The organism is Paenirhodobacter sp. (assembly GCF_050177655.1).
In the GTDB taxonomy this organism is placed as follows: Bacteria; Pseudomonadota; Alphaproteobacteria; order Rhodobacterales; family Rhodobacteraceae; genus Rhodobacter.
In genome coordinates, this window is sequence record NZ_JBFXGV010000012.1 from 54,307 (window position 1) to 68,228 (window position 13,922).

Here is a 13,922-nt window from a genome sequence, read left to right on the forward strand (position 1 = left end):
CATCAAAAATCAGTAAGTTACGGAAACTATCCGCTTCGTTGCGCGCGGCCTCTGCGCTAAGCTGTCGCAGCTTAGCATCTTTGCTGAACCCACCCGGGCAGAGGCGCAATCTTCACACATCGCATTCTGATGATGCGTCGACAGGCTCCAAGGAGGGAGCGGACCGTGACCGAGCAGAAGACCCCCGACAGGTTCCGGATCCTCGCCCTTGGCGTCGGCAACACCCTGATGACGGACGAGGCCGCCGGGCCGCGCGCACTGCAAGCCTTCGAGGCGCAGCACGGCGGTATCCCCGGCCTCACCTGCCTCGACGTCGGCACGCTCAGCTTCACCCTCGCCGAGACGATCGGCGCGGCCGATGCGCTGATCGTGTTCGACGCTGCCCGCTTCCGCACCGCCCCGGGCACGGTGCGCCGCCTCGAGGGCGCCGAGATGGATGCCTTCGTGCGTTCGGGCTCGCTCAGCGTCCATGAGGTGGGGCTGCGCGATCTGCTGGACATGGCGCGGCTGACCGGGGACCTGCCGCCGCGACGCGCGCTGATCGGTATCGAACCGAACGAGATCGGCTGGGGTCTCGAACTCAGCGCGCCTGTCGCGGCGGCGATGCCTGCGGCGGTGGCCGCGGCGGTGGAGGTGGCGCGACGCTGGCGCGCCGAGGAGGAGGCGCTCGCATGAGCTTCGATCCCGATGGCCCGGGTCTCGCCGATTTCATGCCGAAGACCGAGACCGGCAATGTCGCGCTTCTCCTCAACGAGATCCGCCACGCGCTGGAACGTTTCGTCGCCACCGGCGAGGCGACGGTGATCGACCTCAGCACGATCCCGATGATGAAAGCCGAGATCACCGAATTCGAAACCGCGCTTGGCCGCGGCGAGGTGCACGCCGAGATCGAGGCGGGCGGCCCCTCCGAGGTGATCGAGACCGCCTATCCCGGCGTCTGGCGCGTCACCCATCGCTCGGCCGGGGGGATGATCCTCGGCCGCTACGTCGAGATCACGACGATCCCCGACATCCTGTGCGCGCAGGCGCCCGACATCCGTTCCGGGCTGGTGCGGCTGCGCGCGCGACTTCAGCAATCCTTTGACCAGGAGGAGGCCAAATGACAGACAGGCAAACAACTCTGGGCGAACGGCTGCAGGCGCGCGGCGTCTCCCGGCGCAGTTTCCTGCGGTTCTGCGCCACCACGGCCTCGCTCCTCGCGCTGCCGCCGGCGATGGTGCCGCGCATCGCCGCCGCGCTCGAGGCACAGAAACGGCCCTCGGTGATCTGGCTCAGCTTCCAGGAATGCACCGGCTGTTCGGAATCGCTTTTGCGGTCCTCCTCCCCCTCGATCGAGAGCATGATCTTCGAGACGATCTCGCTCGATTATCACGAGACGCTGCAGGCGGCGGCGGGCCATCAGGCCGAGGCCGCGCGCGAAGACGCGATGAAGGAGAACTGGGGCAAATATGTCCTCGTCGTCGACGGTTCGGTGCCGATGGGCGGCGGCGGCTTTTCCACCGTCGCGGGGCAAAGCAACGTCGACACGCTGAAACACGCGGCCGAGGGCGCCGCGGCGATCGTCTGCATGGGCACCTGCTCGGCCTTCGGCGGCATCCCCTTCGCCAATCCGAACCCGACCGGCGCGGTGCCGGTCTCGGCGATCGTCAAGGACAAGCCGATCGTCAACGTCCCCGGCTGCCCGCCGATCCCCGCGGTGATGACCTCGGTGCTGGCGCATTACCTCACCTTCGGCGCGCTGCCCGAGCTCGACCATCTCGGCCGCCCGGTGGTGTTTTATGGTCAGAACATCCACGACCGCTGCTATCGCCGCCCGTTCTACGAACGCGGCCAGTTCGCCGAGAGCTTCGACGACGAGGGCGCGAAAAAGGGCTGGTGCCTCTACAAGCTCGGCTGCAAGGGCCCGACCACCTACAACGCCTGCGCGGTGCTGAAGTGGAACGAGGGCACGAGCTTCCCGATCGAGGCCGGGCATGGTTGCCTGGGCTGCTCGGAGCCGAATTTCTGGGATAACGGCAGCTTCTACGCGCCGCTCTCGAGTGCGACGGACCTCAGCGCCGGCAAGCTGGCCGCGGGCGCCGTCGTCGGCGTCGGCGCGGGCATCGCGGCGGGCGCCGCGATCCGCGCGGCGCAGAAGAAACACCGCGCCGCCAAACCCGCCCCCGCGAAAGAGGAGCCGAAAGCATGACCTTGCTCGAATTCGCGCGCGGCCCCGCGCTTCAATGGTCCGCGATCATCTTCGTCGCCGGGATGCTCTGGCGCACCGTCGCGCTGGCGCTGATGCTGCGCAACAAGACGCTGTCGAAGGACCGCTACCCGGGCACGCTTGCGGCCCATGGCTGGGAAACCGTCTTCAACCGCTTCAAGCTGAAGAAGTATTTCGCCCGCCGCGTGGGCTTTCAATATCTGATGGGCTGGATCTGGCACATCGGCTTCGTCATCACGCTGTTCTTCTTCCAGGTCCATATCGCCTTCTTCCAGCGGCTGCTGGGCTTTGGCTGGCCGGGGCTGCCGAATGCGGTGGTGCTGGCGGTGGCGGCGCTGACGACCGGCATTCTCATCATCCTGATGGTACGCCGCTATGTGCATCCGGTGCTGCGCTATATCTCGAGCTTCGACGATTATTCCTCGATCATCGTCACGCTCCTGCCGTTCCTCACCGGGTTCCTCGCCTTCACCCATGCACCCATCCTTCCCTACGAGACGCTCTTCGCACTGCATCTGCTGTCGATCTGCCTGCTGCTCGTTTGGATGCCTTTCTCGAAACTCTTCCACGTCGTGACGATGTTCCCCTCGCGCTACATCCTCGGCGTGAAACTCTGGCGCCGGGGGTCGAAAGCATGACCGAAGTCATCACCAAGGACGAACTGAAAGAAAGCTTCGCGATGTTCTACGGCATGGCCGCCAGTCTGGGCGACCTTGCCGAGCCGGAGCCCGCCATGGCGCCCGAAGAGCGCGTCGCCAAGGCGAAGGAGGTTTTCCTGAAAAGCCTCGACAACAACATGGCGGTGCAGCTCGACGCCTGCGTGCATTGCGGCGCCTGTGCGCAGGCCTGCCAGTTCTATCAGGGCACCGAGAACCCGAAATACACGCCGATCCACAAGCTCGATCTGATGAAGCGCGTCTACAAGCGCGAGATGAGCCCGATGGCCTGGCTGAACCGGCTGACCACCTCCGACATCACCGAGCAGGATCTGCGCGATCAGGTCGAGCTCGCCTATGACAGCTGCACGATGTGCGGGCGGTGCAACATGGTCTGCCCGGCCGGGATCAACATCGCCGACATGGTGGCGCTGAACCGCTCGGCGCTTTTCGCCGCGGGGCTCGCCCCGGCCGAGCTGCGCTACATGGCGGCGGGCCAGGATGCCGACGGCACGATCTTCGGCGCGGACGAAGACCTCTTCATGTTCCGCATCAACGACATCTCGCAGAAACTGGGCTTCGAGGTGCCGGTGAACAAGGTCGGCGCGGATCTGCTGCTGCTGACCTCGGGCCTCGACATCCACCTCTTCGCCGATGCGACCGGCGGCGCGATCGAGACGCTGCACCACATGGGGGTGAACTACACGCTCGCGACCGATGCCTATGAGGGCGCCAATTTCGGCTCGCTCTCGGGCGATGACGCGACGAAGAAGAAGCTGACCAAGCACATCACCGAAGCGGTCGAGAAGCTTGGCGTGAAAGAGGTGATCGTGCCCGAATGCGGCCACTCCTACCCCGCGCTGCGCTTTGGCGCGGCCGAGGCGATGGGGCGTCCGGTCAATTTCGAGGTCTATACCGTCTCCGAATATTTCGGTCGCGCGGTGATGGACGGCCGGCTGAAGCTCGTGCCCGGCAACCACCCCGACATCGTCGCGCTGCACGATCCGTGCAAGGTCGGCCGCTGGGGCGGCGTCTTCGAGGAGCCGCGCGCGATCCTCAAGGCCTGCGGCTACAACCTTCATGAAACCGAGAGCAACCGCGAATACAACTATTGCTGCGGCGGCGGCGCGGGGAACTTCCTGATCCCCTCCGCCAACGAGCTCAAGAAGATCGGCTACCGGATCAAGATGAACGAGATCGAGAACACCGGCGCGCAAAGCCTGATCGTCTCCTGCGGGTCGTGCCGGATGAATTTCGAGGTGGGCAAGGTGCGGGCGGGCGACTCGATCCCGGTCGAGAGCCTCGCGGCGGTGATTGCCGCCCATCTGCCCAAGAAAGCTGAAGGAGTGAAGGCATGAGCCGCATCGTCGTCGATCCCATCACCCGGATCGAGGGTCACCTGCGCATCGAGGCGCAGCTCGAGGGCGACCGCATCGCCCAGGCCTATTCCTCCGGCACCTCGGTGCGCGGCATCGAGATCATCCTCAAGGGCCGCGATCCGCGCGACGCCTGGGCCTTCGCGCAGCGCATCTGCGGCGTCTGCACGCTGGTGCATGGCATGGCCTCGATCCGCGCGGTGGAAAACGCGCTGAACTACCCGATCCCGCCGAACGCGCAGCTGATCCGCAACCTGATGATCGGCGCGCAATATGTGCATGACCATGTGATGCACTTCTATCACCTGCATGCGCTCGACTGGGTCGATGTGGTCTCCGCGCTCGACGCCGATCCGGCGGCGACCTCGGCGCTGCAGCAGGGGATCTCGAAACATCCGAAATCCTCGCCGGGCTATTTCGCCGAGGTGAAGGCGAAGCTGAAGGGCTTTGTCGAAAGCGGGCAGATCGGCATCTTCGCGCATGGCTACTGGGGGCATCCGGGCTACAAGCTGCCGCCCGAGGCGAATCTGATGGCGGTCGCCCATTACTTCGAAGCGCTCGAATGGCAGCGCGAGGTGGCGAAGCTGCACGCGATCTTCGGCGGCAAGAACCCGCATCCGAATTTCGTCGTCGGCGGCGTGCCGAACCCGATCGACCTCAATTCCGACAGCGCGATCAATGCCGACAAGCTGATCCGGGTGAAGGCGATCATCGACATGGCGCGGACCTTCGTCGAGGATGTCTACCTGCCCGACACGATCGCCATCGCCGGCTTCTACAAGGACTGGGCGACCCGCGGCGAGGGCGTGGGCAACTTCCTCACCTATGGCGATTTCCCGGCGAACGGGCTGTCCGATCCGTCCAGCTACATGGTGCCGGCCGGCGTGATCCTGAACCGCGATCTGAGCACGATCCACCCGGTCGACCTGAACGCGCCCGGCGAGATCGAGGAATATGTCGCGCATTCCTGGTACGATTACGCGGAGGGCAAGGACAAGGGTCTGCACCCCTATGACGGCGAGACCGCGCTGAACTACACCGGGCCGAAACCGCCCTACGATCAGCTCGACGTCGAGGGCGCCTACAGCTGGATCAAGTCGCCGCGCTGGAAGGGCAAGCCGGTCGAAGTCGGCCCGCTCGCGCGCGTGCTGGTGATGTATGCCTCGGGCCACGAACAGACGAAGGAACTCGTCGACAGCACGCTCTCGACGCTGCAGCTTCCGGTGCAGGGGCTTTACTCGACGCTCGGCCGCGTCGCCGCGCGCACGATCGAGACGAAGATCGTCGCCGATGCGATGGAGGGCTGGTTCGACGCGCTGATGGCGAACATCAAGGCCGGCGACACCAAGACCTTCAACGAACAGCTCTGGGATCCTTCGACCTGGCCGAAACAGGCCAAGGGCGTGGGCTATATGGAGGCGCCGCGCGGTGGTCTCGGCCACTGGATCGTGATCGAGAACGGCAAGATCGCCAATTATCAGGCCGTCGTGCCCTCGACCTGGAACGCCGGCCCGCGCGATGCGCAGGGGCAGTCCGGCGCCTACGAGGCCGCGCTGCAGGACAACCACACGATGGCGAACCCCGAGCAGCCGCTCGAGATCCTGCGCACGATCCACAGCTTCGACCCCTGCCTCGCCTGCGCGGTCCATGTGATGGACCCGGACGGCGAAGAGATGGTTCAGATCAAGGTGTCCTGAGCGATCGGGACGGAAAGCGAGACGAAGATGAGCGAGTTGTTTTCTGCAGACTGGATGAAGGGTTTTGCCGCCGAGTGGAACGGCGATCCGACGCTGAGCGATGCGCTGGCGCAGATCGGCTTCACCTCGACCTTCGCCTATGGCGACAAGGGCGATCCGGCGCCGAAGGGCGTGATGGTGGTCGAGAACGGCAAGGCGGTTTCGGCCGGGGCCTATGCCGGCGAGGTGCTGAACTGGGACATCCGCGCCGCCCCCGAGCTTTGGGCGAAATGGCTGAAGAAGCCGCCGACGATGATGGATCTCGGCGTCGCCTTCACCACCGGCAAGCTGAAATTCGAGGTCGGCGATTATGGCGCGATGATCAAGGATGCGCGCATGGCCGGCCCCTTCATCAAGAGCTTCGCGGCGATGGCGCGCGTCGCCTGACGCGCGCGCCCGCGGCTTGCGTGCCGTCTTTCCTCCCCTTCAGGACGGCGCGCCAACGCCCCCCGCCACGGCGGGGGGCGTTATCGTTCAGGGGCTTACAGCCGATAGATCGTCGAGAATTTCGCCTCGAGGTAGTCCAGCAGCGGCGCTTCGCTCGGCGCAAAACCGCAGGCCGCCTCGATCGTCTCGCGCGGCGGGCGCAACCCGCCGTGGCGCTGCAGCTTTTCGCGCAGCCAGTCGGTCGCGGGCTTGGCCGAGCCCTCGGCCAGCGCCGCGTCGATCCCCGACACCTCGGCGCGCATCGCGCGGTCGAGGCAGCCGGCATAGACATTTCCCAGCGCATAGGTCGGGAAATAGCCGAAAAGCCCCACCGGCCAATGCACATCCTGCAGGAAGCCGTGGGAGGGCAGATCGACCTTCACCCCGAAATCCGCCTCGAAGCGCGCGTTCCAGGCCTCCTCGAGATCGGCGACCTCGAGCTTGCCCGCGATCAGCGCGCGTTCGAGGTCGAAGCGCATCATGATGTGCAGGTTGTAATGCAGCTCGTCCGCCTCGGTGCGGATGAACCCCGGATTGACGCGGTTCACGCAGGCGTGGAACGCCTCCGCCGTGGCGATGCCGAAATCGCCGAAAGCATCGACCATCCGCTGATAGAGCCAGCCGGTGAAGGCGGCCGAGCGGCCGAGCTGGTTCTCGTAGATCCGGCTCTGGCTCTCGTGCACGCCCATCGAGACCCCGCGGCCGAGCGGCGTGAAGGCGTAATCGGGGATGACGCCCTGTTCGTAGCAGGCATGCCCCACCTCGTGGATCGTCGAGTAGAAACAGTTGAACGGATCGCTCTCGACCACGCGGGTGGTGATGCGCACATCGTCCCCCGCGCCCGAGGTGAAGGGGTGGACGGAGAGGTCCAGCCGCCCGCGCGTCCAGTCATAGCCGAAGGCCGAGGCGCAGATCTTCGCGATGCGCAGCTGCGTGGCCTCGGGGAAGACATGGTCGAGCACGGGGGGCGTGTAGTCGGCGCCAAGCACCCGCTCGCGCAGCGCGACGAGCCGCGGGCGCATCTTGTCGAAGATCGCGGCCACGCTGCGCGCGCTCGCGCCCGGTTCGTAATCGTCGAGCAGCGCGTCATAAAGATCGCCCTCGGAGAGGCATTCCGCCTCCTCGCGCTTCAGCCGCACGACCTCTTCGAGCGTCGGCAGGAAGGCGGAGGGGTCTTCGTTCGCCCGCGCCTCGGCCCAGATCCCCTGGCTGAGCGAGGTGAGCCGCGCAAGTTCGGAGGCCAGCCGCGCCGGGATCCGCGTCGCACGGTTGTAGCTGCGCCCGACGAGGTCGAGAATGCGCGCCTCGGCCGGTGTCGCGGCCTCGGCCCGGGCGAGCCAGTCCTCGATCCGCGGATCGGTGCGCCGCGCATGCAGCACGGATTCGAGCGCGGCCATCTCCTCGGCCCGGCTTGCCGCCGCGCCGCGCGGCATGATGGTTTCCTGATCCCAACCGGTGCGCTCGGCGACGTGCGACAGCGCCTCGGTGTCGCGTTGAAAGGCGAGTAGCTCCTGATAAGCAGTCATTTCGACCCCCGGATGGATTGCACGAGAGGATAGCGCGCAAGGAAGCGCGCGCGCAGGATCAGCACCCAGGCGACGACCGCCGCGAGCTGATGCGCAAGGCCAAGGGCGAGCGGCGCGCCATGCATCAGCGTGGCGATGCCGAGCACGACCTGCAGGAAAAGCCAGGCGCCCATGAAGCCAAAGGCCGCGCGCGTGGCGGCGTGGGCCGAGCGGCGGCCAAGCAGGGCGACGACCGCGCCGAAGATCACCACGAGATAGCCGATCATCCGGTGATCGAATTGCACGAGCGCCTGATTTTCAAAGAAATTCCGCCACAGCGGCGCGATCGAAAACGGGTCGGGCGGCAGGAATTGCCCGCCCATCCAGGGCCAGTCGGTATAGCCGCGCCCGGCCCGGGTGCCGGCGACGAGCGCGCCGAGCAGCACCTGCAGAAAGCTCAGATGCAGCACCCCGGTCGCCATGCCGAAAAGCTTCGGCTCAGACAGACGGCGCGCCTGCAAAAGCTGCGCCTCGGGCCGACCCAAAAGCAGCGCATACCAGGCGATGAAACCGAGAATGGCAAAACCGAGCCCCAGATGCACCGCGAGCCGATAGGGCGCGACCGCGACCATCTCGCCGCCAAGCCCCGAGGAAACCATCCACCAGCCGATCGCCCCCTGCGCGCCGCCGAGAAGCCCCAAAAGCCAGAACCGCTTCGACCAGCCCGGCGGAATGCGGCGCGCAAGCGCGAAACCGGCAAATCCCAGCGCCCAGACGAGGCCGATCACCCGGCCCAGCTGACGATGCGACCATTCCCACCAATAGATCCCCTCGAACTGCTGCAGGGTCATGTCGGGGTTTTGCAGCTTGAATTGCGGAATTTCCTGATATTTCTGAAACTCGGAAACCCAGGCCTCCTGCGACATCGGCGGCAGCGCCCCGGTCACCGGTTTCCACTCGGTGATACTGAGCCCCGCATCCGAAAGCCGCGTCGCGCCGCCGAGCGAGATCATCGCCACCACAAGCGCGAAGAGCACGAAAAGCCAGATCCACAACGCCGCGCGCGCGCCTTTCGGGCGGGCGTCGATCATCCCCCCCTGCGGCGCCGCTGCGGCCTCGCGCTTTTCGGCGCCCACCTCCTCGAAGATGCTGCGTTTCTGGCTCATCCGCCCCTCCCAAAATCGTCATCCGACACTAGGCGCGGGCGGAAACGGGGGCAAGGGGGCGCGGCCCCTCGGCGCAAGCGCCTCACCCCCGGGATATTGGGCTCTGTAGAATGCAGCTTCTATAGAGCGAAAATATCCCGGGGGAGTCTCCGCAGGAGACGGGGGCAGCGCCCCCTGCCCGCTCAGGGCAGCGCGCCGCCCGCATCCATCCGCGCGAGCAGCCCGGCGAGATGGCCGTTTTCGGAAAGCCAGATCTCCACCGCGCAGCCTGCCTCCGCGTAAAGCATCCGGTCCTTCGCCGCCAAGGGCGCCCAGTCGAAGGGCGAGGCCGGCAGATCGGCGCGCGGCGCGAGCAGGCAGCGCGCCGCGCCGCTGCCAGGGCCGAGATAGCGCGGATCGTCGGAAATCACGACCGAGAGCCCCTCGTCGAACCAGGTCGGCATCCGGTTCGTCACCTGCCCGATCAGCCCGAGCCGCGCGTGGGTCTCGGTATGGGCAAGCTCATGCGTCAGGATCGTCGCATTCAGCCCCCGCGGTGCGAGGCGCACGACCGAAATAGACCCCAGCGAATAGGTCACCGCCGCCGCCCCGCGCCCACCGAGGCGGCGATCGCAGGCCCGGCTCTCGCAGGCGAGGATGCGCAGATGCGCCCGCGGCGGGCCGTAGAAGGCGGCGATCGTCGCGCGCGCGGCCTCGACCTCGGATGCCAGCGCCGCGCGGGCGTGATCGGGCATCGAGGCCTCGACCCAGAGCGCCGGCGTGACCTTTTCGAGCCCCATGCAGCCCGGGCAGATCCCGCCGCGCAGCGCCGGCAGGAACCACAACAGCGCACCGAGCCCGAGCCCGGCGCCGAGCGCAAGCGCAGCGAGGATTTTCGCAATCCGGCGGATCATCGCGCGAGGATGCGGGCCGGGGCCGGCGCGCGCAAGGGATCAGCCGCGCCGGCGGGTGATTTGCCGCAGCATGCCGTGCAGGATCTGCACCTCGGCCCGCGTCAGCCCGAACCGCGCCCACATGTTGCGCAGGTTGCGCTTCATCATCGGCGCCTTGTCCTCGGGGAAGAAGAAGCCGGCGGCATCGAGGCTTTCCTCGTAGCGATCGCCGAGCTTCTCGACCTCGAGCGCGCTCGCCACCTCGGTGCCGGCAAGCCCCGGGGCGATCGCCGGCGCCTGATGCAGCTCGCGCGAGAATTCATAGGCGATCAGCAGCACCGCCTGCGCGAGGTTGAGCGAAAAGAACTTCGGGTTCACCGGCACGGTGATGATCGCATTCGCCCGCACGATGTCGTCGTTCTCGAGCCCGGTGCGCTCGGGTCCGAACAGCACGGCGACCTTCTGCCCCGCGGCGATGCGGCGATGCGCCTCGCCCATCGCGGCCTCGGGGGTGTAGATCGGCTTCGTCAGCTCGCGCCCGCGCGCGGTGGTGGCAAAGACGAAATCGCAATCCTCGATCGCGCGCGGCACGTCGGGGAAGACGCCGGCATATTCCAGCACCTGATGCGCCGCGCCCGAGGCCGTCGCCACCGCCTTCGGGTTCGGCCAGCCGTCGCGCGGATCGACGAGGCGCATGCCGGACAGCGAGAAGTTCAGCATCGCACGCGCCGCGGCGCCGATGTTCTCGCCCATCTGCGGGCGCACGAGGATGAAGAGCGGGTTGCGGGTCAGGGCATCGGTCATGCGCCCCCATAGCGCCGCGCAAAGCCGCTGGCAAGGCGCGCGCCCCTGCGCTAGAAGGCGCGAAACCGAAGGAGACATCATGGCCGAGGATCGCCCGCAGCTTTACCTGCTCACCCCGCCGAGCTTCGATCTCGACGTGTTTCCGGGGCTTCTCGCGCGCGTGCTCGAGGCGCAGGAGGTGGCCTGCATCCGCCTCGCGCTCGCCACGCGCGACGAGGATGCGGTGATGCGCGCGGCCGATGCGGTGCGCCAGGTCGCCCATGAATTCGACGTGGCGCTGGTGATCGCCGATCACCTGCATCTGGTCGAGCGCCACGGCCTCGACGGCGTGCATCTGAGCGATGGCGCGCGCACGGTGCGCGCCGCGCGCAAGGAGCTTGGCACCGATGCGATCGTCGGCGCCTTCTGCGGCGCCTCGAAGCACGAGGGGATGAATGCGGGCGAGGCGGGTGCCGATTACGTCTGCTTCGGCCCGGTCGGCGAAAGCGCGCTTGGCCATGGCGCCCGCGCCGAAAGCGACCTGTTCGCCTGGTGGTCGGAGATGATCGAGGTGCCGGTCGTCGCCGAAGGCGCGCTGAGCGTCGATCTCGTGCGCGACCTCGCCCCGGTCACCGATTTCTTCGCACTCGGCGAAGAAATCTGGCGCGCCGAGGATCCGGTGGCGGAGCTTGGCCGCCTCGTGGCGGCGATGGGCTGATGGCGGAATTCTGGCTTGGCGATTCGGATGGGCCGATGGGCGATGTGGGCGCCTTCATGGCCTCCGAGCTGCGCGTCGACCGCGCCGATCTCGCCGGGCATATCCGCCAGCTCGAGGCCCCGCGCAACCTGATCGCGATCGTGGGCGCGCCTGCCTCGGGCAAGTCGCATCTCGCCGCCGAACTCGCCGCTGCGCTGAACGCGGCCGAGGCCGGATCGGCCGCGGTGCTGGCGATGGACGGGTTTCACCGGCCGAACGACTGGCTTGCGGCGCAGGGGCTTTCGGGGCGCAAGGGCGCGCCCGAGAGTTTCGACCTCGCCGCGCTCGCCGCCTGCCTCGCGCAGGTGAAAGCCGCGCAAGGCGATGTTTCCGTGCCCGAATTCGACCGGCAGGCCGATGCCGTCGTGCCCGAAGGCGCGGTGATCCCCGCCGCGGCGCGCTTCGTTCTGATCGAGGGGAATTACCTCCTGCTCACCCGCCCCGGCTGGATCGACCTCGCCCCGCTCTTCGATCTGACGATCCGCCTTGCCGTGCCGGAAGAGGTGCTGCGCGCGCGGCTCCTCGCCCGCTGGGCCGACCTGCCCGAAGACGAGGCCCGCCGCCGCGTCGAGGAGAACGATCTGCCGAATGGCCGGCTGCTCGCGCGCGAGAACCGGGCGGCGGATTTCCGGGTGAGAGGCTGAGGGGCGCTGCCCCTCCGGGCCTTGCGGCCCGTTCACCCCGGGATATTTCGACACTTTGGAAGGCCCGTTTCCAAAGGGCCCAAATATCCCGGGGGAGTCCGCAGGACGGGGGCAGCGCCCCCCTGCCCTCTGTCACGCAGCGTCGTGATTGGTCTGTTAACCCCTTTCCGGTTAAGATGAGTCGATCCCGGAGAACACCATGACCCGCCACGCCCTCGCCCATTCCTTCGCCGAACATTTCGCCGATGGCGTGATGCATGTTCTGGGCGTCGTCGCCGCCGTCGCGGGGGTGAGCGCGCTGATCGTCTGGGCGGCGCTCGCGGCCGAGCCGGGGCGGATCTGGCCGCTCGTGATCTATGCCGTCGGGCTGCTCGCCTCCTTTGGTTTCTCGGCGGGCTACAACATGACGCTGCATGCGAAGACGCGCGCGATCCTGCGCCGTTTCGACCATGCCGCGATCTACCTGCTGATCGCGGGCACCTACACGCCGATGGCGCTCATCGGTCTCGGCGGTCGCGCCGGGCTCTGGCTCACCGCGGCGATCTGGGCGCTGGCGCTGCTCGGAATGGTGATGAAGCTCGGCTTCTTCCACCGGTTCGAGCGGGCGGGTTTCGTGCTTTACCTCGCGATGGGCTGGCTTGGCATCCTCGCGATCTGGCCGCTTTTGCAGGCGCTGCCCACCGCGGCGCTGGTGCTGCTGGGCCTCGGCGGGGTGATTTACACGCTCGGCACGCTCTTCTACCAGTTCGAGCGGATCCCCTTCTCCCGCGCAATCTGGCATGGCCATGTGCTGGCCGCCGCGGCGGTGCATTACGCCGCCGTGCTGCTCGTCGCGGCGCGATAACACCCCAGACGCGCCCGATTTTCGCCGAAAACCCGCGCGACCCTGCCCCCGAGTTCATTTTCGGAGGCAGGCATGTTTCGTCGCATTTTCAACCAATGGCCGCGCATTCTGCTCGTGGCGCTTTTGCTCACGATTTCGCTTTTCGCGATATCCGGGATCAACCCTTTCGCGATCTACAGCGACGAGCTTTCGTTCCTGCGCAAGATGCTGATGCTGCTCACCGAAGGCGCCGTCCTCTTCGTCGTCGCCCTCTGTGCAAGCCTGCTTGCCGTGACGTTGGTGGCGGTGCTGCTGCCCGGCTTTCTCGGGCTGCTCGAATTCATGGCCTTCGCGCTCATGCTCTTCGCCCTGCTGCGCCCGGTGCTGCACGATCTCGGCGCGCCGCGCCCGTTGGCCAATCTCGCGATCATCGCTCTCGGGATGCTCTGCAACGAGCTGCTCAACGGCCGGCTCTCGCGCTTTCTGCCCCGCGTCTCCTTCGGGCCGCGCAGCGCAAGCTTTCACACCCGGCTCACGCCCGAGGAGGTCTGGCCGCGGATCGTCCCCGATCCGGCCACCATCGGCCTGTATTACCAGCCGGGCGCGATGGTGATGCCCGCGCCCGAGGGCTCGGACGCCGCCTTCACCCTCTGCATTCCGCGCCGCTTCGGCTATCCCGACACCGCCTGCCTGGTGCGGTTCCCGCTGCGCGAGGCGCCCCATCACGTCGTGACCCGCTCGAGCACCGTCCACAACCAGGACAAATGCCTGATCGAGACCCTCGACTGCACCATCACCCCGACCGATACGGGCAGCCGCGTCACCCTGACAATCGCCTTTGAGAACATCGGCCCCGGAACCTGGCTCCAGATGACGCTCTCCTCGATCCAGCGCGACCTCGCGATGTGCCTGCGCGCGCGGCTCGACGGGCGGCGCGACCACTCCCTCCTCGGGCGCGAGATCCGCAAGCGC

At 67.1% G+C, this 13,922-nt stretch carries 15 protein-coding genes; 11 read left to right on the forward strand and 4 right to left on the reverse strand.

Features of this window, described 5'->3' with window-relative positions; translation table 11 throughout:
- Window positions 1-165 precede the first annotated feature (165 nt).
- The 7 genes from AB7U46_RS06960 to AB7U46_RS06990 are packed head-to-tail and all read left to right on the forward strand — an operon-like array spanning window position 166 to window position 6,361.
- Window positions 166-675: a HyaD/HybD family hydrogenase maturation endopeptidase gene (locus AB7U46_RS06960; RefSeq protein ID WP_428336226.1), complete on the forward strand. Its 510-nt coding sequence runs from the start codon at window positions 166-168 to the stop codon at window positions 673-675.
- Window positions 672-1,103, forward strand: a complete 432-nt coding sequence (locus tag AB7U46_RS06965) for a hydrogenase expression/formation C-terminal domain-containing protein (RefSeq protein ID WP_428336227.1) — start codon at window positions 672-674, stop codon at window positions 1,101-1,103. Before AB7U46_RS06960 ends, AB7U46_RS06965 begins: the two co-directional genes overlap by 4 nt.
- Entirely contained in the window at window positions 1,100-2,188 is a 1,089-nt protein-coding gene (locus AB7U46_RS06970) for a hydrogenase small subunit (RefSeq protein ID WP_428336228.1), read from the forward strand. The genes AB7U46_RS06965 and AB7U46_RS06970 overlap by 4 nt, the downstream gene beginning before the upstream one ends.
- Window positions 2,185-2,844 carry a nitrate reductase gene (locus AB7U46_RS06975; RefSeq protein ID WP_428336229.1) on the forward strand — a complete coding sequence of 220 codons (660 nt, stop codon included), beginning with the start codon at window positions 2,185-2,187 and terminating at the stop codon, window positions 2,842-2,844. The genes AB7U46_RS06970 and AB7U46_RS06975 overlap by 4 nt, the downstream gene beginning before the upstream one ends.
- Window positions 2,841-4,220 (forward strand): (Fe-S)-binding protein, encoded by a 1,380-nt coding sequence (locus tag AB7U46_RS06980; RefSeq protein WP_428336230.1) that lies wholly within the window; start codon window positions 2,841-2,843, stop codon window positions 4,218-4,220. Before AB7U46_RS06975 ends, AB7U46_RS06980 begins: the two co-directional genes overlap by 4 nt.
- The gene (locus tag AB7U46_RS06985; RefSeq protein ID WP_428336231.1) at window positions 4,217-5,935 is read left to right on the forward strand and encodes a nickel-dependent hydrogenase large subunit; all 1,719 of its coding nucleotides are present in this window, start codon (window positions 4,217-4,219) and stop codon (window positions 5,933-5,935) included. Before AB7U46_RS06980 ends, AB7U46_RS06985 begins: the two co-directional genes overlap by 4 nt.
- A 27-nt stretch (window positions 5,936-5,962) precedes the next feature.
- Entirely contained in the window at window positions 5,963-6,361 is a 399-nt protein-coding gene (locus AB7U46_RS06990) for an SCP-2 sterol transfer family protein (protein WP_428336232.1), read from the forward strand.
- 95 nt (window positions 6,362-6,456) lie between these two features.
- On the opposite strand, the gene AB7U46_RS06995 is transcribed toward AB7U46_RS06990, so the two are convergent.
- The 4 genes from AB7U46_RS06995 to AB7U46_RS07010 form a co-directional block, all read right to left on the reverse strand.
- A complete protein-coding gene (locus AB7U46_RS06995; RefSeq protein ID WP_428336233.1) occupies window positions 6,457-7,926 on the reverse strand; it encodes a carboxypeptidase M32 in 1,470 nt (489 codons plus the stop codon).
- On the reverse strand, window positions 7,923-9,071 hold the full coding sequence (gene ctaA / locus AB7U46_RS07000; RefSeq protein ID WP_428336234.1) for a heme A synthase: 1,149 nt from the start codon (window positions 9,069-9,071) through the stop codon (window positions 7,923-7,925). Before ctaA ends, AB7U46_RS06995 begins: the two co-directional genes overlap by 4 nt.
- A gap of 182 nt (window positions 9,072-9,253) precedes the next feature.
- Window positions 9,254-9,964, reverse strand: coding sequence for a hypothetical protein (locus tag AB7U46_RS07005; RefSeq protein ID WP_428336235.1), 711 nt, complete (start codon window positions 9,962-9,964; stop codon window positions 9,254-9,256).
- 39 nt (window positions 9,965-10,003) lie between these two features.
- A complete protein-coding gene (locus AB7U46_RS07010; protein ID WP_428336236.1) occupies window positions 10,004-10,747 on the reverse strand; it encodes an RNA methyltransferase in 744 nt (247 codons plus the stop codon).
- 79 nt (window positions 10,748-10,826) lie between these two features.
- Between AB7U46_RS07010 and AB7U46_RS07015 the strand changes: the two genes are divergently transcribed.
- From AB7U46_RS07015 to AB7U46_RS07030, 4 genes are all read left to right on the forward strand, one after another.
- Entirely contained in the window at window positions 10,827-11,444 is a 618-nt protein-coding gene (locus AB7U46_RS07015; RefSeq protein WP_428336237.1) for a thiamine phosphate synthase, read from the forward strand.
- The gene (locus AB7U46_RS07020; RefSeq protein ID WP_428336238.1) at window positions 11,444-12,127 is read left to right on the forward strand and encodes a phosphoribulokinase; all 684 of its coding nucleotides are present in this window, start codon (window positions 11,444-11,446) and stop codon (window positions 12,125-12,127) included. Before AB7U46_RS07015 ends, AB7U46_RS07020 begins: the two co-directional genes overlap by 1 nt.
- A gap of 199 nt (window positions 12,128-12,326) precedes the next feature.
- Complete coding sequence (trhA, locus tag AB7U46_RS07025; protein WP_428336239.1) at window positions 12,327-12,971, forward strand: PAQR family membrane homeostasis protein TrhA; 645 nt, start codon at window positions 12,327-12,329, stop codon at window positions 12,969-12,971.
- Window positions 12,972-13,043: 72 nt separating this feature from the next.
- Window positions 13,044-13,922: hypothetical protein (locus tag AB7U46_RS07030; RefSeq protein WP_428336240.1), on the forward strand; the 879-nt coding region annotated here is incomplete at its 3' end.